This window comes from Burkholderia sp. BCC1208 (assembly GCF_902833095.1).
Taxonomy (GTDB): domain Bacteria; phylum Pseudomonadota; class Gammaproteobacteria; order Burkholderiales; family Burkholderiaceae; genus Burkholderia.
In genome coordinates this window covers 391,259-411,245 of sequence record NZ_CADFDY010000006.1, presented here as the reverse complement: position 1 = coordinate 411,245, position 19,987 = coordinate 391,259, and the positions used below count along the sequence as shown (strand labels likewise).

Here is a 19,987-nt window from a genome sequence, read left to right as displayed (position 1 = left end):
CGTCAGTCTCCGAGAAACGCGACGATCAGGCGGTTCACGTCGGCGGCCGCCTCCATCTGCACCATGTGCCCGCTGCCGGCGATCACCTCGGCGCGCACGCCGTCCGGCAAGCCCTGCGCATGCCGCGCGGGAATCACCTGGTCGCGCTCGCCCCAGATCACGAGCGTGCGCGGCGCGAGCGTCGCGAGCCGGTCGCGGAACACCCGCCGCTGCGCGGCGCCGTCGAACGCGGCATGCGCGATTTTCTCCAGCGCGGCCTGCACGCCTTCGAGCCGCTTGTACTTGACGAGATCCTCGACGAGCTGCCGCGTGACCAGCGCGTTGTCCGCGAACAGCGCGCCGAGATGCGGCTTCAGCGTGTTGCGGCTGTTGCCGGCGACGAAGCCGTCGATGTACGCGCGGTTGATGTCGGCGCCGAGCCCCGCGCTCGCGATCAGCGTGAGCGAGGCGACGCGTTGCGGCGCGCGCTCGGCCGCCGTCATCGCGACCGCGCCGCCCATCGAATGGCCGATCAGGTGCGCGCGCTCGATCTGCTGCGCATCGAGCAGCGCGAGCACCGCGTCGGCCAGTTCGTCGAGGCTGCCGGTCTCGACCGCCTTGCCCGACTCGCCGTGGCCGGGCAGATCGAGCGCCCACACCGGCCGGTGCGCGGCGATATCCGCGTGATTGAACAGCCAGTTGTTCAGGTCGCCGCCGAAACCGTGGATCAGCACGGCCGGCGTGCCGGAACCGTCGCCCAGCTTCAGGAAGCGGATCGTGCGGCCGCCGATCTGCGCCTTCTCCGGCTGCGGGCCGGCCGCCTCGTCGGCAGCCACGCTCGGCACGAAATCGCGCTGGAAGTCGGCGATCGCCGCATCGATGTCGGCGTCGCTCGCATCGGCGGCCGCGACGACGCCGAGCAGCGCGCCGACGGGCAGCGTCTCGCCCTCCTGCGCCACCTGCCGGCGCAGCGTGCCGTCGAACGCGCACTCGACGCCCGACGAGATCTTGTCGGTCTCGACGTCGAGCACCTCGTCGCCCTTCGCCACGCGTTCGCCGATCGCCTTCAGCCAGCCGTTGACCTGCCCCTGCTCCATCGACAGCCCCCACTTGGGCATCGTGATCATGTGAATCGACATCGTGTCAGCTCCTCGTATTCAGGACCGCCTGCGCAATCGCATCGGCGGACGGGATGTACAGGTCTTCCAGCACGCCGGCGAACGGCGCGGGCGTATGCGGCGCGGTGACGAGCCCGATCGGCGCCTTCAGCGACCGGAATGCGCGCTGCGCGACGAGCGCGGCGATGTCGGTCGCGATCGAGCAGCGCGGGTTCGCTTCGTCGACGACCACCACGCGCCCGGTGCGCGCCACGCTTTCGAGGATCGTTTCCTCGTCGAGCGGCGACGTCGTGCGCAGGTCGATCACGTCGCACTGGATGCCGTCCTTCGCGAGCGTCGCGGCCGCGTCCATCGCGAGATGCACCATCCGGCCGTACGTGACGATCGTCGCGTCGTCGCCCTCGCGCATCACGTTCGCCTCGCCGAACGGAATCGCATAGGATTCCTCGGGGACGTCGCCCTCCCGCGTATAGAGCAGCTTGTGTTCGAGGAAGATCACGGGATCGTTGTCGCGGATCGCCTGGATCAGCAGCCCCTTCGCGTCGTACGGCGTCGACGGGCACACGACCTTCAGCCCCGGAATGTGCGTGAACAGCGACGTGAGCATCTGCGAGTGCTGCGCGGCCGCGCGCAGCCCGGCGCCGTACATCGCGCGGATCACGACCGGCGTCACGGCCTTGCCGCCGAACATGTAGCGGAATTTCGCGGCCTGGTTGAAGATCTGGTCGAAGCACACGCCCATGAAATCGATGAACATCAGTTCCGCGACGGGTCGCATCCCGCACGCGGCCGCGCCGACCGCCGCGCCGATATAGCCGCCCTCCGACAGCGGCGTATCGAGCACGCGGCCCGGAAACTTGTGGAACAGCCCCTTCGTCACGCCGAGCACGCCGCCCCATGCGTCGTCCTCGCCCGGCGCGCCCGCGCCGCCCGCGTTGTCCTCGCCCATCACGATCACGCTGTCGTCGCGCGCCATTTCCTGCGCGAGCGCCTCGTTGATCGCCTGCGAATAAGTGATCTTCCTTGCCATGTCTGTCTCCTGGAATGTTCGGTTCGCCGTGCCGGCCGCTGGGTCAGGCCGCGCTCACGGATACGACACGTAGACGTCGGCCAGCAGGTCGGCGGCATCCGGCAGCGGCGCCGCCTTCGCCTGCGCGACCGCGTCGTCGATCAACGCCTTCACCTGTGCGTCGACCGCGCGCAGGTCGTCGGTGGTCAGCGCTTCGGCACGCACGACGCGCGTTTCGAAATGCTTCAGGCAGTCCTTCTCGTCGCGCAGCTTCTGCACTTCGCCCGGCGCGCGATAGGTTTGCGCATCGCCCTCGAAGTGGCCGAAGTAGCGCGTGAACTTCACCTCGACGAGCGTCGGGCCGCCGCCGTTGCGAGCACGTTCGACGGCCTCGCCGAGCGCCTCGTGCACCGCGAAGAAGTCGAAGCCGTCGACGATCACGCCCGGCATCCCGAACCCGTTCGCCCGATCGGCGATGTTGTCGGTCGCGACCGACCAACTCGACGACGTCGCTTCCGCATAGCCGTTGTTTTCGGCGACGAAGATCGCGGGCAGCCGCCACACCGACGCGAGGTTCATCGATTCGAAGATCACGCCCTGGTTCGACGCGCCGTCGCCGAAGAAGCACACGCCGACGCCGCCCGTCTTCTTGTGCTTCGCCGCGAGCGCCGCGCCGCACACGAGCGGTCCGCCCGCGCCGACGATCCCGTTCGCGCCGAGCATCCCCATCGACAGGTCGGCGATGTGCATCGAGCCGCCCTTGCCGTGGCAGACGCCCGTCTTCTTGCCGTAGATCTCGGCCATCATCCCGTGCACGTCGACGCCCTTCGCGATGCAATGGCCGTGGCCGCGGTGCGTGGTGGCCACGTAGTCGTCGAGGCCGAGGTGCAAGATCGTGCCGACGGCGGACGCCTCCTCGCCCGCGTACAGGTGAACGAAGCCGGGTATCTCGCCGGTCGCGAATTCGACGTGCAGGCGTTCCTCGAATTCGCGGATCGTGCGCATCAGCCGGTAGGCGTCCAGCAGCTTGTCCCTGCTGAGCTGTGTCGAAGCGGTCATGTGTGTCTCCTGGGTAGGTCTGACTGCGAATGCCGCCCCGGCCAGGCCGCGGCGGCGGACTTTGGCGTTCACTCGTGCCACGCGCCGGCGTCGCGCAGCAGTTGCCGCGACGATGCGTAGCGCAGCGTGCGGCCGACATCGACCGTCAACGGCCCGCGCCAATCGAGCGAAATCTCGTAGCGATCGCCGCGCGCGACCTCGATCTCGCGCTCGCCGTCGAACGCGAGCGTGCCGCGCTCGAACGGAATCGCGTGCCACGCGCCCGGTTCGAGCCGCTCGCAACTGCGCATCACGACACGGTCGACGCGCCCCGGCGCGATCGGCGCGACGAGCGGTGTGCCGGCCGCGTTGCCGGCTTCCGCGAAGCGCATCGCGAGCCCGTGGGGCGCGCTGCGTTCGAGCGGCGCCCATGCGCCGCCGAGCGCGGACAGGCCGATGCCGTCCGGTTCCGCGAATGTGAGATAGAGCGAATCGATGTCGTCGGAGCCGGAAATCGCGCGCGCGCCGATGAAGCGCTGCCGCGCGGCGCACACGTCGACGAGCGCGATCTCCTCGCGCCCCGGCTGCGCGCCCGCGACGCAGCGCACGACGAGCCGCTTGTTGCGCACGAACGCGACCTCGGCCGGCACGGCGCCGCGCGCGGCGAGCCCTGCCGCGACGCCGGCGACGGTCGCCTCGCGATGTTCGGGAAACGCGTTGTTGGTGCCGGTGGACAGCGCGACGAGCGGCGTCGCGCCGCAATGCGCGGCCACCGCGCGATGGGTGCCGTCGCCACCGAGCACGACGATCAGCGACACGTCCATCCGGTGCAGATAGGCCGCGCCGGCCTGCGTGTCGGCGACGGAATCGGTGATCGGCAGGTCGACGAATTCGACCTCGGGCCAGCGCTCGTGCGGCGCGACCGCGCGATGCGTGTCGATCGCGCGCAGCAGCAGCGTCGCGATGCCCGTGCGGTCGCGCAGCGTCAGCACACGCTCGACGCCCATCGCGCCAAGGCCGGCCAGCAGGCGCACGATCATGTTCGCCTTCTCCGCGGTCGGAAACACGGATGCATGCGTCGTGAGGCGGCGGATGTCGCGCCCCGAAGCGGGGTTCGCGATCACGCCGACGGTAACGGGCGTCGTCACGGGTTTGTCTCCATCCAGTTGGGGGGCCGGCGCATTGGCGCATCGGCTTCGCCCGTTTCGTCCGCTGCCATCGACGGGCGGCGGATCGTCGTCGCCGACGCGATCGCGCCGGCTTGCCCTCATCTCTGCAAGCGGCGTGCCATCGTGCGTGCGATGGCCGCGAAACCCGCGTCCGCACTGGCGCGGCGGGCCTGCGCGTGTTCTGGATGCGCGGCCGTGACGACGCGGCGCACGTCGAATTCGCCGGGACGTCTCACGTCGTCGATACGGCGATGCGATCGCCGCGGCCCGCGCGCATGTGCGGCATTGCGCCCGCAAACCCTGCGTTCGCGCGGCGCCGCGCATGTAACGACCCGCCGGACGACCGCCGCACGCCACGCATGCGGCCGTCTCAACCGCGCGAGACACGGAGCGGTACCCGTGAGACGACCGTCTCACGCGCCTTGCGTGCTGCGATGCAATGTGATCCGCCGGACCGGATGTGCTACAAGAACAGCGACATCCCCGCCGTACGGAACCGGAGCCGACCATGCCCTACGCCGTCCCACAGGCCCAGCACGCCGATCGTGTACTCGGCGCGCTCGCCGGACGCCTGCCCGCGCCCGCCGATTCCGCGCGCCTCGTGTCGTCGTGGCAGCGGTCGCTGGAGCGCTACCGTCTCGACCCCGCTTCGTCGATCGGCCCCCGCGTGCTGACCGCGGCCGAGCTGCGCGAGGTGCGCGACAAGGAGGAAGCCTTCCTGCGCGCGTCGGGCCAGTGCCTGACGCGGCTGCACGACATGATCCGCGTCGCCGACTACTGCGTGATGCTGACCGACGCACACGGCGTGACGATCGACTACCGGATCGACCGCGAACGCCGCAACGACTTCCGTCACGCGGGGCTGCACATCGGCTCGTGCTGGTCGGAAAGCGAGGAAGGCACCTGCGGCGTCGCGAGCGTGCTGACCGATCTCGCGCCGATCACCGTGCACAAGACCGATCACTTTCGCGCGGCGTTCACGACGCTCACGTGCAGCGCGGCGCCGATCTTCTCGCCGGGCGGCGAACTGATCGGCGTGCTCGACGCGTCGGCCGTGCATTCGCCCGACGGCCGCGACAGCCAGCGCCTCGTCTATCAGCTCGTGCGGCAGAGCGCGGCGCTGATCGAGGACGGCTACTTCGTGCACAGCACCGCGCAGCACTGGATATTGTTCGGGCATCCGAACCGTCACTACGTCGAGGCGCAGCCGGAGTGGCTGATCGCGTTCGACGAATGCGGCAACATCGTGGCCGCGAACCGGCATGCGCGCGACGCGCTGCCGGCGCTGCGCGAGCCGCGCCATATCGACGAGATCTTCGATGCGACCGAGATGCCGCTGCGCGACGCCGCGCGGCTCGATGCGATCGTCGCGCTGCGGCTGCGCGCGACCGGCGCCCCGCTCTACGCGCGGCTGCGTGCGCCGCTACGGCGCGCCGGCCGCGAACCCGGCGCGGCATCGCGCCGCCCGGGCAGCGCCGCGCCGCGTCACGTCGGCGCGCTGACACCGTTCCTGAACAGCAGCGAGCCGCGCATCGCGCAACAGGCCGAACTCGCGCTGCGCATCGCGAGCAAGCGGCTGCCGATCCTCGTGCTCGGCGAAACCGGCGCGGGCAAGGAAGTGTTCGCCCGCGCGATCCACGACGCCGGCGCGCGGCGCGCGCGGCCGTTCGTCGCCGTCAACTGCGGCGCGCTGCCGGAGGCGCTGATCGAGAGCGAACTGTTCGGTTATGCGGCCGGCGCGTTCACCGGCGCACGCAAGCACGGCGCGCGCGGCAAGATCGCGCTCGCCGACGGCGGCACGCTGTTTCTCGATGAAATCGGCGACATGCCGCTCGCGCTGCAGACGCGTCTGTTGCGCGTACTGGCCGACGGCGAGGTCGTGCCGCTCGGCAGCGATACACCCGTGCGCGTCGACCTCGACGTGATCTGCGCGACCCACCGCGATCTCGCGCGAATGGTGGCCAACGGCACGTTCCGCGAAGATCTGTACTACCGGTTGAGCGGCGCGACGTTCGACCTGCCGCCGTTGCGCGAACGCGCGGACGTGCGCGACGTGATCGCCGCCGTGTTCGCCGAGGAAGCGCAGGCGACCGGCCACGTGCTCACGCTCGACGCGACGCTCGCCGAACAGCTCGCCGCGCACCCCTGGCCGGGCAACGTGCGGCAACTGCGCAATGTGCTGCGCTATGCGTGCGCGGTGTGCGACGCCGCGCGCGTGACTCAGCGCGACCTGCCGGCCGAGCTCGCCGCGCAATTCGGCGGCGCCCCGGCGGGCGCGCTGCCCGACGACGAACGCGGCCGCATCGTCGCCGCGCTCACCGCGCATCGCTGGCGGCCCGACGCGGCCGCCAGCGCGCTCGGCATGTCGCGCGCGACGCTGTACCGGCGCATCGCGAAGTACCGGATCGTCGCGCCGCATCGCGCGTGACGCGCAGGCGCATGCTCCGTCATGCGGGCTGCCCGGCCGCTTCGTTCGTGTCGTTCGCCACGCCCGCCGCTTCGTCGCGCCGCGTGAACACCTCGTGCGCGGCGAACAGCGCGTTGAGCGCGGCCGGCATCCCCGCATACACGGCCATCTGCATGAACACCTCGACGATCTCGTCGCGCGTGCAGCCGACGTTCAGCGCGGCCTCGATATGCACCTTCAATTGCGGCTGCGCGTTGCCGAGCGCGGCCAGCGCGGCGATCGTCGCGATTTCGCGCGCCTTCAGGTCGAGCTGCGGCCGGCTGTAGATGTCGCCGAAGCTGAATTCGACCAGCAGCCGCCCGAAGTCCGGCGCGATCGGTGCAAGCGCCGCGATCACGCGTTCGCCCACTTCGCCGTCGATTTCCTTGAGCTTGTTCCAGCCGCGCGTGTAGCGATCCTCAACGAGTCGTTCCATCGTGTCCGTCCTGTTCCGATAAAGAGTGAGAAGGATTCGCCCGTCGTTCCGTTTCCCGTTCCCGCGCCTCGTAGTACGCGATCTTGTCGCCGATCGCCTCGAGGCTCGCCTGCAGCTCCGCGATATGCGCGCGCACCGCGTCGCGATGCGCGACCAGCAAGTCGCGCCGCGCGCCGAACGTCGACTCGCCCTGCTCGCGCAGCACCGCGAACGCCTGCATCTGCGCGATCGGCATGCCGGTCGCCTTCAGGCGCATCACGAAGGCCAGCCAGTCAAGATCGGCCGGCGCATAGAGCCGGTGCCCGGCCGCCGTGCGCGAAATCGCGCGCAGCAGGCCGGCCTGCTCGTAATACCGCAACGTGTGCGTCGACACGCCCGTCAGTTCGGCGACTTGCCCGATCGTCAGCGGACCGGCGGCGGTGGGTTGGGATACGGTTTTCGACATGGCAGGAACAAGGTTAGGAGTTAGAGTTCACTCTAAGTCAAGCGTTGTCGAACGGCCAGTGTCGCGACCGCCGGCGACACCGTAAAGAATGGTCAAAATCGGCGCCCGGTATCGGTTTCGCCCTTTACAGCACCGCAAGCCTTCAGCAAGATTCGGTCAGCCTGTCTTAAAAAGGGCACGCATTTGTCCTATGCTTAACGGCGACGCCCGGCCAGCTCGCGCCCCGTCGTCCGTTGCAACAGCCATTCATCCGTCAGAACCAGGGAGCCTATGCCATGCTGAAAAAGCTGCTGATGCTGTTCGTCGCGCTATCGCTGTCGCTCGCCGCCGGCCTTGCCGCGGCCGTCGAAGTCAACACGGCCGACCAGGCCGCGCTCGAATCCGTGAAGGGTCTCGGGCCCGTGAAGTCGAAGGCGATCATCGACGAACGCACCAAGAACGGCCCGTTCAAGGACGCCGACGATCTCGCGAACCGCGTGAAGGGCCTCGGCACGAAGTCGGTCGGGCATCTCGAGGAAAACGGCCTGACGATCGGCGGCGCGTCGACGCCGCCGAAGGGCGTGAAGCTGTCGAAGCCGGCCGCGACGACGTCCGCGACCACGTCGACCACGACGTCGGCAGGCACCGCATCCACGTCCACGACCGCGACGGCCGGTACGGCGCCCGCGCCGACGGCGAGCGCACCGGAAGCGGCCTCCAAGCCGGCCAGGACCAAGCGCGCATCGAAGAAGGAAAAGGCGGCAGCGGCTGCCGCGGCATCCGCCGACGCGGGTGCGAGCGCACCGGCGGCCGCGTCGTCCACGAAGGCGACGAAGGGTTCGAAGAAGAAGAGCAAGAAGGACAAGGCAGCCTCCGCCGCCGCGGCGTCGGGCGCCTGATGTGCGCCGCGCGCGCGACGGCGTGCGCGCGGCATTCGTTCAACGGGCGCCGTCGTCACGGCGCCCTTTTCAGTGAAGGTGAAGAACCATGGGTCTCCTCGACATCGTTGGCGGTCTGATCGGCGGCCAGGCCGGCGGCAACTCCCAAAGCGCGCTGATTACGACCGCGCTCGAATTCATCAACAACCAGCCGGGCGGCCTGAACGGGCTGATCGAGAAGTTCAAGGCCGGCGGCGCCGGCGACGTGATCGGTTCGTGGGTCGGCAACGGCGAAAACCAGCCGATCTCGCCGGACACGCTGCAGAACGTGCTCGGCTCGGACGTCGTCGGCTCGCTCGCGAGCAAGGTCGGCATCGATCCGTCGCAGGCCTCGTCGATCCTCGCGCAGGTGCTGCCGCACGTGGTCAACGGCGCGACGCCGAACGGCGAAGTGCCGGCCGGCGGCCAGGTCGACACGTCGAACGTGCTCGGCACGCTCACGCAGCTCGCCGGCATGTTCGGCGGCAACAAGCAGGCCTGAGCGCCCGCCGCGACCGGGCGGCCCGTTCGGCCGCTCCATAAGCAAACACCCCGCCGAGGCGGGGTGTTTGTTTTTGTGCCCGGTGCGAACCGGGCGCGCTGCCGACGGCAGGCGATCAGTGAACGACGCGGTCGAACACGAACTGGCCGTCGTTGACGTCGACCGGGATCACGTCCTTCGGGCCGAAGCGGCCGGCGAGGATCAGCTTCGCGACCGGGTTCTCGATCTCCTGCTGGATCGCGCGCTTCAGCGGCCGGGCGCCGAACACCGGATCGTAGCCGACCTTCGCGATCTGTTCGAGGGCCGCGGGCGACACGTCGAGCGCCATGTCGAGCTTCGCGAGCCGGTCGTGCAGGCGCGCGAGCTGGATCTTCGCGATCGACTCGATGTTGCTGCGGTCGAGCGCATGGAACACGACGACGTCGTCGATCCGGTTCAGGAACTCGGGACGGAAGTGCTGCTTCACCTCGAGCCACACGGCGTCCTTGATCTCTTCCTGCGGCGCGCCCGTCATCGCCTGGATCACCTGCGAGCCGAGGTTCGACGTCATCACGATGACCGTGTTCTTGAAGTCGACCGTGCGCCCCTGCCCGTCGGTCATGCGGCCGTCGTCGAGCACCTGCAGCAGCACGTTGAACACGTCCGGATGCGCCTTCTCGATCTCGTCGAGCAGGATCACGCTGTACGGCTTGCGACGCACGGCTTCCGTCAGGTAGCCGCCTTCCTCGTAGCCGACATAGCCCGGCGGCGCACCGATCAGCCGCGCGACGCTGTGCTTCTCCATGAACTCGCTCATGTCGATGCGGATCAGATGCTCTTCCGAATCGAACAGGAACGACGCCAGCGCCTTGCACAGCTCGGTCTTGCCGACGCCCGTCGGGCCGAGGAACAGGAACGAGCCGTACGGACGGTTCGGATCGGCGAGACCCGCGCGCGAACGACGGATCGCATCGGCCACCGCGCTGATCGCCTCGTCCTGGCCGACCACGCGCTCGTGCAGCTTTTCCTCGATGTGCAGCAGCTTCTCGCGTTCGCCCTGCATCATCCGCGACACGGGAATGCCCGTCGAACGCGACACGACTTCCGCGATTTCCTCGGCGCCGACCTGCGTGCGCAGCAGGCGCGGGCGGGTCGGGTTGTGCTGCTCCTGCTCTTCGGCCTGCGTGACCTGCTTCAGTTGCGACTCGAGCTGCGGCAGCTTGCCGTACTGCAGCTCGGCGACCTTCTCCAGCTTGCCTTCACGCTGCAGGCGCGCGATGTCCGCCCGCACCTTCTCGATCTCTTCCTTGAGCTGCGCGCTGCCCTGCACCGCGGCCTTCTCGGCGGTCCAGATCTCCTCCAGGTCCGCATATTCGCGGCCGAGGCGGTCGATCTCTTCCTCGATCAGCTGCAGGCGCTTCTGCGACGCTTCGTCCTGCTCCTTCTTCACGGCTTCGCGCTCGATCTTCAGCTGGATCAGACGACGGTCGAGCTTGTCCATCTCCTCGGGCTTCGAATCGATTTCCATCTTGATCTTCGAAGCGGCTTCGTCGATCAGGTCGATGGCCTTGTCGGGCAGGAAGCGGTCGGTGATGTAGCGATGCGACAGCTCGGCCGCGGCGACGATCGCCGGGTCGGTGATGTCGACACCGTGGTGCAGTTCGTACTTCTCCTGCAGCCCGCGCAGGATCGCGATCGTCGCCTCGACGCTCGGCTCGTCGACGAGCACCTTCTGGAAGCGGCGTTCGAGCGCGGCATCCTTCTCGATGTACTTGCGGTATTCGTCGAGCGTGGTCGCGCCGATGCAGTGCAGCTCGCCGCGCGACAGCGCCGGCTTCAGCATGTTGCCCGCATCCATCGCGCCTTCGGCCTTGCCCGCGCCGACCATCGTGTGGATCTCGTCGATGAAGACGATCGTCCGGCCTTCGTCCTTCGCGATATCGTTGAGCACCGCCTTCAGGCGCTCCTCGAACTCGCCGCGATACTTCGCGCCGGCGAGCAGCGCGGCCATGTCGAGCGACAGCACGCGCTTGCCCTTCAGCGTCTCGGGCACTTCGCCGTTGACGATCCGCTGCGCGAGCCCCTCGACGATCGCGGTCTTGCCGACGCCCGGCTCGCCGATCAGCACCGGGTTGTTCTTGGTGCGGCGCTGCAGGATCTGGATCGAGCGGCGGATTTCGTCGTCGCGGCCGATCACCGGATCGAGCTTGCCCGCACGGGCGCGCTCGGTCAGGTCGACCGTGTATTTCTTCAGCGCCTCGCGCTGGCTTTCCGCGTCCTGGGTGTGCACCTGCGAGCCGCCGCGCACCGCGGCGATCGCGGCTTCGAGCGACTTGCGCGTGAGGCCGTGCTGGCGGGCGAGCTTGCCGGCGTCGCCCTTGTCGTCGGACACGGCGAGCAGGAACATCTCGCTCGCGATGAACGTGTCGTTGAGCTTCTGCGCTTCCTTGTCAGCCTGGTTCAGCAGCCCGGCCAACTCGCGGCCGATCTGGATGTCGCCGCCCGTGCCCGTCACTTGCGGCAGGCGCGAAATGGCTTCGTTCAGCGCGCCTTGCAGCGCCTGCACGTGCACGCCCGCGCGCGACATCAGCGAGCGGGCCGAACCGTCCTGCTGCGCGACCAGCGCCGCGAGGACGTGAACGGGTTCGATGTATTGATTGTCGCGGCCTGCCGCAAGGCTTTGCGCGTCCGCGAGTGCTTCCTGGAACTTGGTGGTGAGCTTGTCGATTCTCATTTAGTCGAGACCTCCAATTTTCGATTAACACCAAGATGAGGATGGTTATGCGGCTTTCAAGCGAAATTCGGGTTGATTCAGCGCAAAAAATGCCGGATAGCCTGAAAACGGTCCAGCGGCGTGATGAGGTGGGCGCAGCGCGCGGCGCGCGCGTGTCAGTGGGCGTTGGACGACGGTTCGGCGGCGGCCGGCGCGTCGTCCGGTACCGGCGCGGCACGCACGAGCGCGACCGGACGGATGCCGAGCAGCGCCACGAGCGGCGACGCGGGCTCGGCCAGTTCGCCGAGCGTGTGACGATCGAGTTCCGCGAAGAATGCATCGCGCGCGGCCGCCAGCACGCCCTTCAGCCGGCACTGCGGCTCGATCACGCAGCCGCGCGACTCGCTGCCGTCGGACGAAAAGCAGCCGACCAGCGCGAAGTCGTTTTCGGTCGCCCGCACGACCTGGCCGACCGTCAGTTGCAGCGAATCGGCAAACAGCCGCAACCCGCCGTTGCGGCCGCGAACGGTGTCGACCCAGCCCAGCTCGCCGAGCTGCTGGACGACTTTCATCAGATGGTTCTTCGAGATGCCGTAGGCGTCCGAGATCTCCTGGATCGTCGCGAGCCCCTCGCCGCGCACGGCCAGGTACAGCATCACGCGCAGCGAATAGTCGGTGTAGTCGGTGAGTCTCATGGGCGAATACGGAAAAGATCGATCATGCCCCGTTACGTGAGCCGGGCGGATCGCGATGCGTGCAGGGCCGATTGACGGTGCCGTTGCGCGGCCCCCGGGTTGCCGGGATCGCGTGCGCGCAATAAGATGCGTGATATCTACACGTTTTCCAGGGGTTACAGGACGCTATTTTGCGTCAAAATCCGGCCGGCGTCCTGCTCGTCGCCCATGCCGTCGCCCCGTCGCCGCCCCCGATCTACCGGCCCTTTTTTGTTATGACTGCCCTGCCCGCCTCGCCCCAACCCGCACCGGCCCGCCCCCGCGACGCCGAGCCGACCGAAGACAACATCCGCGATCTCGTCTACGCGTTCTACGACCGCGTGCGCGCCGATCCGCTGCTCGGGCCCGTGTTCGATGCGAAACTGGCCGGTCGCTGGGACGATCATCTGCCGAAGATGGTGACGTTCTGGTCGAGCCTCGTGCTCGGCATCAAGGGCTATCGCGGCAACGTGCAGCAGGCGCACCAGCCGCTCGACGGAATCGAGCCGGCCCATTTCAGCCGCTGGCTGTCGCTGTTCCTGAAAACCGTCGAGGCGCGCTACGCGCCGCCCGCGGCGATCCGCTTCATGGAGCCCGCGCTGCGGATCGCGCAGAGCCTGCAGTTGAGCCGGTTCGGGTGGGACTACAGGATTCCGCCCGAGCAGCAGGCGCTGCTCGACGCGATCGCGCCGCGCCGCCCCGACGCGGGCGACGATCCGCATGCGTTGCCGTCGCGCGCCCGCGGCGAGCCGTTTCCGACGAAGATCATCGGGCGCGGCGTCGAGCCGGACGCGTAACGCCCCTCGCCCGTCGCCCCTCCCGCACGACGACGACGCGCATGCGGCACATCGCCGCATCGCTCCGTGCGCCGCGCTCAGCGCGGCGTGTTGCCCGACTCGACGCCCCAGCGCGCGAGCGCGGCATCGTCGGTACTGCGCGCATCGACCCAGCGCTCGCCGTCCGGCGTCGTTTCCTTCTTCCAGAACGGCGCTTCGGTCTTCAGATAGTCCATCACGAACTCGCACGACGCGAACGCATCGCCGCGGTGCGACGCGACCGTCGCGACCATCACGATCTGGTCGAGCGGCAGCAGCCTGCCGACGCGATGCACGATCGCGACGTCGATGCCCGGCCAGCGCCGGCCGGCCTCGGCCGCGATCTTCTCGAGCGCCTTCTCGGTCATTCCCGGATAGTGCTCGAGCTCCATTGCGGCGACCGCATCGCCTTCGTTCAGGTCGCGCACCGTGCCGACGAAGCACGCGAGCGCGCCGATCTTCGGGTTGCGCGCGCGCAATGCCGCCACTTCGGCATTCAGATCGAAATCGTCGGTCTGGACTCGTACCATAGCCATCGTCTGCTCCTGTCGACCCGAGTTAGCGCTTTAGCGCTTACTCGGGTCCCATGCATCGCGGTCGACCCGAGTTGGCGCTTCAGCGCTTACTTGGGTCCCATGCATCGCGGTCGACCCGAGTTGGCGCTTTAGCGCTTACTCTGGTCCCATGCATCGCGGTCGACCCGAGTTGGCCCTTTAGCGCTTACTCGAGCCCCATGCAAGCTCAACCGCCCGTCACCGGCGGGAAGAACGCGACCTCGCAACCTTCGGTGATCCGCGTGTCCGGGTCGGTCATCTCGTGGTTGCATGCCATGCGCAATGCGCGCCCTTCGGCGAGCGTGTCGGCCCACGCGCCGCCGCGCACGCGCAGCCACGCGCGCACGTCGCCGACGGTCGTCACGCTGTCCGGCACGTCGGCTTCTTCGTCGGCCACGCCCAGTGCTTCGCGCACGCTTGCAAAAAATTTCAGCTGAATCTTCATGGTTCGGGGAGCCGCCGCGTTACGACAGCAATTCGGAAAACGGAATGAAACGCACGGTCTCGCCCGCGCTGATCGCGTGCTGCGGCGGATTGTCGATCAGGCCGTCGCCCCAGACCGTCGACGTGAGCACGGCCGAGCTCTGGTTCGGGAACAGGTCGAGACCGCCGGCTGCATTGACGCGCGCACGCAGGAATTCGTTGCGCCGGTCGCCCTTGCTCTGCGAAAAATCGGCACGCAGCGACAACGCGCGCGGCGCGACGTCGCGCACGCCGGACAGGCGCAGCAGGAACGGCCGCACGAACAGCAGGAACGTGACGAAGCTCGAGACGGGGTTGCCGGGCAGGCCGATGAAATGCGCGTCGGCGCGCTCGTCGTCGCGGCGCACCGCGCCGTACGCGAGCGGCTTGCCGGGCTTCATCGCGATCTGCCACAGCGCGAGCCGCCCTTCGGCCTCGACGGCCGGCTTCACGTGATCCTCGTCGCCGACCGACACGCCGCCGCTCGTCAGGATCACGTCGTGATCGCGGGCGGCCGCGCGCAGCGTATCGCGCGTCGCGGCCAGCGAGTCGGGCACGATCCCGTAGTCGGTCACGTGGCAGCCGAGCCGCTCGAGCAGCCCGCGCAGCGTGAAGCGGTTCGAGTTGTAGATCGCGCCGGGCTTCAGCGGCTCGCCGGGCATCGTCAGTTCGTCGCCGGTGAAGAACACCGCCACGCGAATCCGCCGCACGACCGACAGTTGCGCGCAGCCGACCGATGCGGCCAGGCCGAGCGCCTGCGGCGTGAGCCGCGTGCCGGCCGGCAGGATCACCGCACCCTGACGGATGTCCGCGCCCTGCGCGGTGATCCATTCGCCTGCCTTCGGCGTATGCAGGATCTCGACCGCGTCGCCGTCGGCCGACGTCTGCTCCTGCATCACGACGGCATCGGCGCCGGGCGGCACCGTCGCGCCGGTGAAGATCCGCGCGGCCGTACCGGCCGCGAGCGGCGCGGCGGGATGACCGGCCGGAATGCGCTGCGACACCGGCAAGCGTCGATCGCCGTGCAGCAGGTCGGCGACGCGCACCGCATAACCGTCCATCGCGCTCGTGTGCATCGGCGGCACGTCGAGCGGCGAGCTCACGTCGGCCGCCAGCACGCGGCCGAGGGCGTCGAGGGTGGCGACGGTTTCGGCGCCGGGCAGCGGCTTCGCGGCATCGAGCAGCGCGGCGAGCGCCTCGGCGGTCGACAGCATCGGCGTGCGCGGCGCCGCGGGATTCGGGTTCGACATCGATGGAATCGGGGATCGTTGAAGTCAATACGTCATTGTAGCGACGCCGCCACGCGGACGCGCGATATGGCGGGCATGCGAACACCGTGATCGGCGCGAATTCGCGGGTCCGGCACTTCTTTCGCGCCACATGCGATGCCACGGGCCAAACACGGGCCAAACGAAACGGCCGGAACCCCGATCCGTTCGACGAATCGGCATTCCGGCCGTTCTGCACGACCGGGCACGCAGGCCCGGCCGCGCGTCATGCGCCCGTATGGGCGGCGATGAAGTCCTTCACCTGCTGCGCGTCGGCCTTCACGACCTCGAAACGTTGCGGCAGCGCCTCGAGCCCGTCGAATGCGGCCGGCCGCTCGGCTTCGCGATCGAGCGCTTCGCGGATCGTCTCGCCGAACTTGATCGGCTGCGCCGTCTCGAGCACGACCATCGGCACGCCGGCCTCCAGATGCTCGCGCGCGACCTTCACGCCGTCGGCCGTATGCGTATCGATCATCGTGTCGTAGCGCGAGAACACATCGCGGATCGTCGCGATGCGGTCGGCGTGGCTGCTGCGGCCGGACACGAAACCGAATTCGGCGACGCGCGCGAAATCGCCGCTCGCCGCGAGATCGAAGCCGCCCTTCTCCTCGACGTCGCGGAACAGTTGCATCACGCGGGCCGGATCGCGGCCGAGCAGGTCGAACACGAAACGCTCGAAGTTCGATGCCTTCGAGATGTCCATGCTCGGGCTGCTCGTGTGATAGGTGTTCTCGGCGCTGCGCACGCGATACGCGCCGGTGCGGAAGAACTCGTCGAGCACGTCGTTCTCGTTGGTCGCGACCACCAGCTTCGCGATCGGCAGCCCCATCATCCGCGCGATGTGGCCCGCGCAGACGTTGCCGAAGTTGCCCGACGGCACTGTGAACGACACGCGCTCGTCGTTGGACCGCGTCGCCGCGAAGTAGCCCTTGAAGTAGTACACGACCTGCGCGACGACGCGCGCCCAGTTGATCGAATTGACCGTGCCGATCTTCTGCCGCGCCTTGAACGCGTGATCGTTCGACACGGCCTTCACGATGTCCTGGCAGTCGTCGAACACGCCTTCGACCGCGAGATTGAAGATGTTCGGATCCTGCAGGCTGAACATCTGCGCCGTCTGGAACGCGCTCATCTTCTTGTGCGGCGACAACATGAACACGCGCACGCCGGCCTTGCCGCGCATCGCGTATTCGGCCGCGCTGCCGGTGTCGCCCGACGTCGCGCCGAGGATGTTCAGCGCTTCGCCGTGCTTCGCGAGCGTGTACTCGAACAGGTTGCCGAGCAACTGCATCGCCATGTCCTTGAACGCGAGCGTCGGGCCGTTCGACAGTTCGAGCAGCGACAGCGCCGTACCGTTCTCGGTGCCGAGCGTCTTCAGCGGCGTGATGTCGGACGCGTTCTCGCCGTGGCGCGTGTTGCTGTACACGGCCGCCGTATACGTGCGGCGCGTGATCGCGCGCAGGTCGTCGGCCGGCACGTCGTCGCAGAACTTCGACAGGATCTCGAACGCGAGATCCGCGTACGACAGCGTGCGCCAGCGCGCGAGCTCGTCGGCGGACACCGTCGGATACTCGGCCGGCAGGTAGAGCCCGCCGTCCTTCGCGAGACCGCCGAGCAGGATGTCGGAGAACGTATGGCGCTCGCCGATGCCGGCGCCGCGCGTGGAGATGTAGTTCATGTCGTCAGCCTCAGTTCAGCGCTTCCATGCGCAGCTTCGTCACCTTCGACACGACGGTCGCGAGGCTTTCGATTTGCGCGATCGCCGCATTGACGTTCTTCTCGACCGTCTCGTGCGTGATCAGGATGATGTCGGTTTCGCCGTTCGCGCCGTCGATCTGCTCCGATTCCTTCTGCAGCAGCGCGTCGATCGAGATGCCCGATTCGGCGAGGATGCGCGTGATCGCGGCGAGCACGCCGGTCTGGTCGGCGACGCGCAGGCGCAGGTAGTAGCCGCTCGTCACTTCCTCGATCGGCAGGATCGGCGTGTTCGACAGGCTGTCCGGCTGGAACGCGAGGTGCGGCACGCGATGCTCGGGATCGGCCGTATGCAGGCGCGTGACGTCGACGAGATCCGCGACCACGGCCGATGCCGTCGGCTCCGCGCCCGCGCCCTTGCCGTAGTACAGCGTCGTGCCGACCGCATCGCCGTGCACGACGACCGCGTTCATCGCGCCCTCGACGTTCGCGAGCAGGCGCTTTTCCGGAATCAGCGTCGGGTGCACGCGCAGCTCGATGCCGTTTGCGGCGCGGCGCGCGATGCCGAGCAGCTTGATCCGGTAACCGAGCTCTTCCGCGTAGCGGATGTCGGTCGCGTCGAGCTTGCTGATGCCTTCGACGTACGCACGGTCGAACTGCACCGGCACGCCGAACGCGATCGCGCTCATGATCGTCGCCTTGTGCGCGGCGTCGACGCCTTCGATGTCGAAGGTCGGATCGGCTTCCGCGTAGCCGAGTTCTTGCGCCGCCTTCAGCGCGGTCGCGAAGTCGAGCCCGCGGTCGCGCATTTCCGACAGGATGTAGTTGGTCGTGCCGTTGATGATGCCGGCGATGTACTGGATGCGGTTCGCGGTCAGGCCTTCGCGCAGCGCCTTGATGATCGGGATGCCGCCGGCGACGGCCGCCTCGAACGCAACCATCACGCCTTGCTCGCGCGCGGCCTCGAAGATCTCGGTGCCGTGCACCGCGAGCAGCGCCTTGTTCGCCGTCACGACGTGCTTGCCGTTCGCGATCGCGCGCAGCACGAGCTCGCGCGCGACGCCCGTGCCGCCGATCATCTCGGCGATGATCGCGATCGACGGATCGTCGACGACCGCGTTGAAATCGTCGGTGATCTGCGCGGTGCCGGCGTGAGCGCCGAGCGCAGCCTGCGCCTTGGCCGGGTTGCGCACGGCAATGCGCGCGACCTCGATGCCGCGCCCCGCGCGTCGTTTGATTTCTTCCTGGTTGCGGTGCAACACCGTGAAGGTGCCGCTGCCGACGGTGCCGAAGCCCAACAGGCCAACTTTGATCGGTTCCATGCTGCGTGTGATCGATGAGTAAGAAGTAGTGAGTTCCGTGTGGCTCTGCCCGCTCAGACCGAATGGCGCTTGCGGTAGCCGTCGAGGAAGCGTGCGATCCGGTTGATCGAATCGGTCAGGTCGTCGAGGTTCGGCAGGAAGACCACGCGGAAGTGGTCCGGCGTCGCCCAGTTGAAACCCGTGCCCTGCACGAGCAGCACGCGCTCCTCGAGCAACAGGTCGAGAATGAACTGCTGGTCGTTCTGGATCGGGTAGAGCTTCGGGTCGAGGCGCGGAAACATGTACAGCGCGGCCTGCGGTTTCACGCAGGTCACGCCCGGGATCGACGTCAGCATGTCATACGCGAGTTCGCGCTGCTTGTACAGGCGCCCGCTCGGCACGATCAGCTCGTTGATGCTCTGGTAGCCGCCGAGCGCCGTCTGGATCGCGAACTGGCCGGGCACGTTCGCGCACAGGCGCATCGACGACAGGATGCCGAGCCCCTCGAGGTAATCCTTCGCGTGCCGGCGGTTGTCGCCGCCGAGGCCCGACACGGCCATCCAGCCCGCGCGATAGCCGCACGACCGATAGCTCTTCGACAGGCTGTTGAACGTGACGGTGATTACGTCCTCCGACAGCGCGCCCATCGCCGTGTGCTCGAGGCCGTCGTAGACGATCTTGTCGTAGACCTCGTCGGCGAACACGATCAGCCCGTGCTGGCGCGCGATCGCGAGCAGCTCGAGCAGCAATTCGTCGGAATAAAGCGCGCCGGTCGGATTGTTCGGGTTGATCACGACGATCGCCTTCGTGTTCGGCGTGATCTTGCTGCGGATGTCGTCGAGATCGGGCATCCAGGCGTTCTGCTCGTCGCACACGTAGTGCACGGGCGTGCCGCCCGACAGGCTCACGGCCGCCGTCCACAGCGGGTAGTCGGGCGCGGGCAGCAGCACTTCGTCGCCGTCGTTCAGCAGCGCCTGGGTCGCCATCACGATCAGCTCGGACGCGCCGTTGCCGATGTAGATGTCGTCGAGGCCGACGCCGACGACGCCCTTTTCCTGCGTGTAGTGCATCACGGCCTTGCGCGCCGAGAACACGCCCTTCGAATCCGAATAGCCGGACGACGCCGGCAGGTTGCGGATCATGTCCTGGATGATTTCGTCCGGCGCGTCGAAACCGAACGGCGCGAGGTTGCCGATGTTCAGCTTGATGATGCGGTGGCCTTCTTCCTCGAGGCGCTTCGCGTGCTCGAGCACCGGGCCACGGATGTCGTAGCAGACGTTGAGCAGCTTGTTCGACTTCTGAATCGGTTTCACGACGACACGGTTCCTGGGTTGGCCTTGCGGCCGGGGGGACGGGATCAAAACTGGAAAGCGGCCGGTCTGTGCGCGCTGTCTAGACTGGGAAAAAGCGGCGGTCGGACGCGGCTTGTGACGGCGCACGACGCAAGTG

18 protein-coding genes are annotated in these 19,987 nt (G+C 68.1%); 4 read left to right on the top strand and 14 right to left on the bottom strand.

Translation table 11 applies throughout. From position 1 onward, the window contains the following. Positions 1 to 2: 2 nt before the first annotated feature. From HWX09_RS16965 to HWX09_RS16950, 4 genes are all read right to left on the bottom strand, one after another. Complete coding sequence (locus HWX09_RS16965; protein WP_027784604.1) at positions 3 to 1,118, bottom strand: acetoin dehydrogenase dihydrolipoyllysine-residue acetyltransferase subunit; 1,116 nt, start codon at positions 1,116 to 1,118, stop codon at positions 3 to 5. Between the two features lie 4 nt (positions 1,119 to 1,122). Next, the gene (locus tag HWX09_RS16960; protein ID WP_027784605.1) at positions 1,123 to 2,127 is read right to left on the bottom strand and encodes an alpha-ketoacid dehydrogenase subunit beta; all 1,005 of its coding nucleotides are present in this window, start codon (positions 2,125 to 2,127) and stop codon (positions 1,123 to 1,125) included. Positions 2,128 to 2,181: 54 nt separating this feature from the next. Beyond that, the gene (locus tag HWX09_RS16955; RefSeq protein ID WP_027784606.1) at positions 2,182 to 3,165 is read right to left on the bottom strand and encodes a thiamine pyrophosphate-dependent dehydrogenase E1 component subunit alpha; all 984 of its coding nucleotides are present in this window, start codon (positions 3,163 to 3,165) and stop codon (positions 2,182 to 2,184) included. Positions 3,166 to 3,233: 68 nt separating this feature from the next. Next, positions 3,234 to 4,292, bottom strand: coding sequence for an NAD(+)/NADH kinase (locus HWX09_RS16950; protein ID WP_027784607.1), 1,059 nt, complete (start codon positions 4,290 to 4,292; stop codon positions 3,234 to 3,236). Between the two features lie 529 nt (positions 4,293 to 4,821). Between HWX09_RS16950 and HWX09_RS16945 the strand changes: the two genes are divergently transcribed. Further along, positions 4,822 to 6,741, top strand: coding sequence for a sigma-54-dependent Fis family transcriptional regulator (locus HWX09_RS16945; protein ID WP_027784608.1), 1,920 nt, complete (start codon positions 4,822 to 4,824; stop codon positions 6,739 to 6,741). Between the two features lie 19 nt (positions 6,742 to 6,760). Here the strand turns inward: HWX09_RS16945 and HWX09_RS16940 are convergent, their stop codons facing one another. Together HWX09_RS16940 and HWX09_RS16935 are read right to left on the bottom strand one after the other, a co-directional pair. Further along, positions 6,761 to 7,195, bottom strand: a complete 435-nt coding sequence (locus HWX09_RS16940; RefSeq protein WP_027784609.1) for a carboxymuconolactone decarboxylase family protein — start codon at positions 7,193 to 7,195, stop codon at positions 6,761 to 6,763. Beyond that, positions 7,179 to 7,640, bottom strand: coding sequence for a MerR family transcriptional regulator (locus tag HWX09_RS16935; protein WP_027784610.1), 462 nt, complete (start codon positions 7,638 to 7,640; stop codon positions 7,179 to 7,181). The genes HWX09_RS16940 and HWX09_RS16935 overlap by 17 nt, the downstream gene beginning before the upstream one ends. 275 nt (positions 7,641 to 7,915) lie before the next feature. Between HWX09_RS16935 and HWX09_RS16930 the strand changes: the two genes are divergently transcribed. Continuing rightward, positions 7,916 to 8,518 carry a helix-hairpin-helix domain-containing protein gene (locus HWX09_RS16930; protein ID WP_027784611.1) on the top strand — a complete coding sequence of 201 codons (603 nt, stop codon included), beginning with the start codon at positions 7,916 to 7,918 and terminating at the stop codon, positions 8,516 to 8,518. An 88-nt stretch (positions 8,519 to 8,606) separates the two neighbouring features. Then, on the top strand, positions 8,607 to 9,038 hold the full coding sequence (locus HWX09_RS16925) for a YidB family protein (protein ID WP_027784612.1): 432 nt from the start codon (positions 8,607 to 8,609) through the stop codon (positions 9,036 to 9,038). 115 nt (positions 9,039 to 9,153) lie between these two features. Here HWX09_RS16925 and clpB read toward each other — a convergent pair whose 3' ends face one another. Both clpB and HWX09_RS16915 read right to left on the bottom strand, forming a co-directional pair. Next, positions 9,154 to 11,751: an ATP-dependent chaperone ClpB gene (gene clpB / locus HWX09_RS16920; RefSeq protein ID WP_027784613.1), complete on the bottom strand. Its 2,598-nt coding sequence runs from the start codon at positions 11,749 to 11,751 to the stop codon at positions 9,154 to 9,156. A gap of 155 nt (positions 11,752 to 11,906) precedes the next feature. Continuing rightward, the gene (locus HWX09_RS16915; protein ID WP_027784614.1) at positions 11,907 to 12,425 is read right to left on the bottom strand and encodes an Rrf2 family transcriptional regulator; all 519 of its coding nucleotides are present in this window, start codon (positions 12,423 to 12,425) and stop codon (positions 11,907 to 11,909) included. Positions 12,426 to 12,679: 254 nt separating this feature from the next. Between HWX09_RS16915 and HWX09_RS16910 the strand changes: the two genes are divergently transcribed. Next, entirely contained in the window at positions 12,680 to 13,240 is a 561-nt protein-coding gene (locus tag HWX09_RS16910; protein WP_027784615.1) for a group III truncated hemoglobin, read from the top strand. A gap of 77 nt (positions 13,241 to 13,317) precedes the next feature. Here the strand turns inward: HWX09_RS16910 and HWX09_RS16905 are convergent, their stop codons facing one another. The 6 genes from HWX09_RS16905 to HWX09_RS16880 form a co-directional block, all read right to left on the bottom strand. Next, positions 13,318 to 13,794, bottom strand: a complete 477-nt coding sequence (locus HWX09_RS16905; RefSeq protein ID WP_027784616.1) for a molybdenum cofactor biosynthesis protein MoaE — start codon at positions 13,792 to 13,794, stop codon at positions 13,318 to 13,320. A 205-nt stretch (positions 13,795 to 13,999) separates the two neighbouring features. Further along, positions 14,000 to 14,257 (bottom strand): molybdopterin converting factor subunit 1, encoded by a 258-nt coding sequence (gene moaD / locus HWX09_RS16900; protein WP_027784617.1) that lies wholly within the window; start codon positions 14,255 to 14,257, stop codon positions 14,000 to 14,002. Between the two features lie 19 nt (positions 14,258 to 14,276). Next, entirely contained in the window at positions 14,277 to 15,524 is a 1,248-nt protein-coding gene (gene glp, locus HWX09_RS16895) for a gephyrin-like molybdotransferase Glp (protein ID WP_027784618.1), read from the bottom strand. A gap of 244 nt (positions 15,525 to 15,768) precedes the next feature. Continuing rightward, positions 15,769 to 17,220, bottom strand: coding sequence for a threonine synthase (gene thrC, locus HWX09_RS16890; protein WP_027784619.1), 1,452 nt, complete (start codon positions 17,218 to 17,220; stop codon positions 15,769 to 15,771). Positions 17,221 to 17,230: 10 nt separating this feature from the next. Next, on the bottom strand, positions 17,231 to 18,559 hold the full coding sequence (locus tag HWX09_RS16885; RefSeq protein WP_027784620.1) for a homoserine dehydrogenase: 1,329 nt from the start codon (positions 18,557 to 18,559) through the stop codon (positions 17,231 to 17,233). Positions 18,560 to 18,612: 53 nt separating this feature from the next. Continuing rightward, positions 18,613 to 19,851, bottom strand: coding sequence for a pyridoxal phosphate-dependent aminotransferase (locus HWX09_RS16880; RefSeq protein ID WP_027784621.1), 1,239 nt, complete (start codon positions 19,849 to 19,851; stop codon positions 18,613 to 18,615). Positions 19,852 to 19,987: the final 136 nt, after the last annotated feature.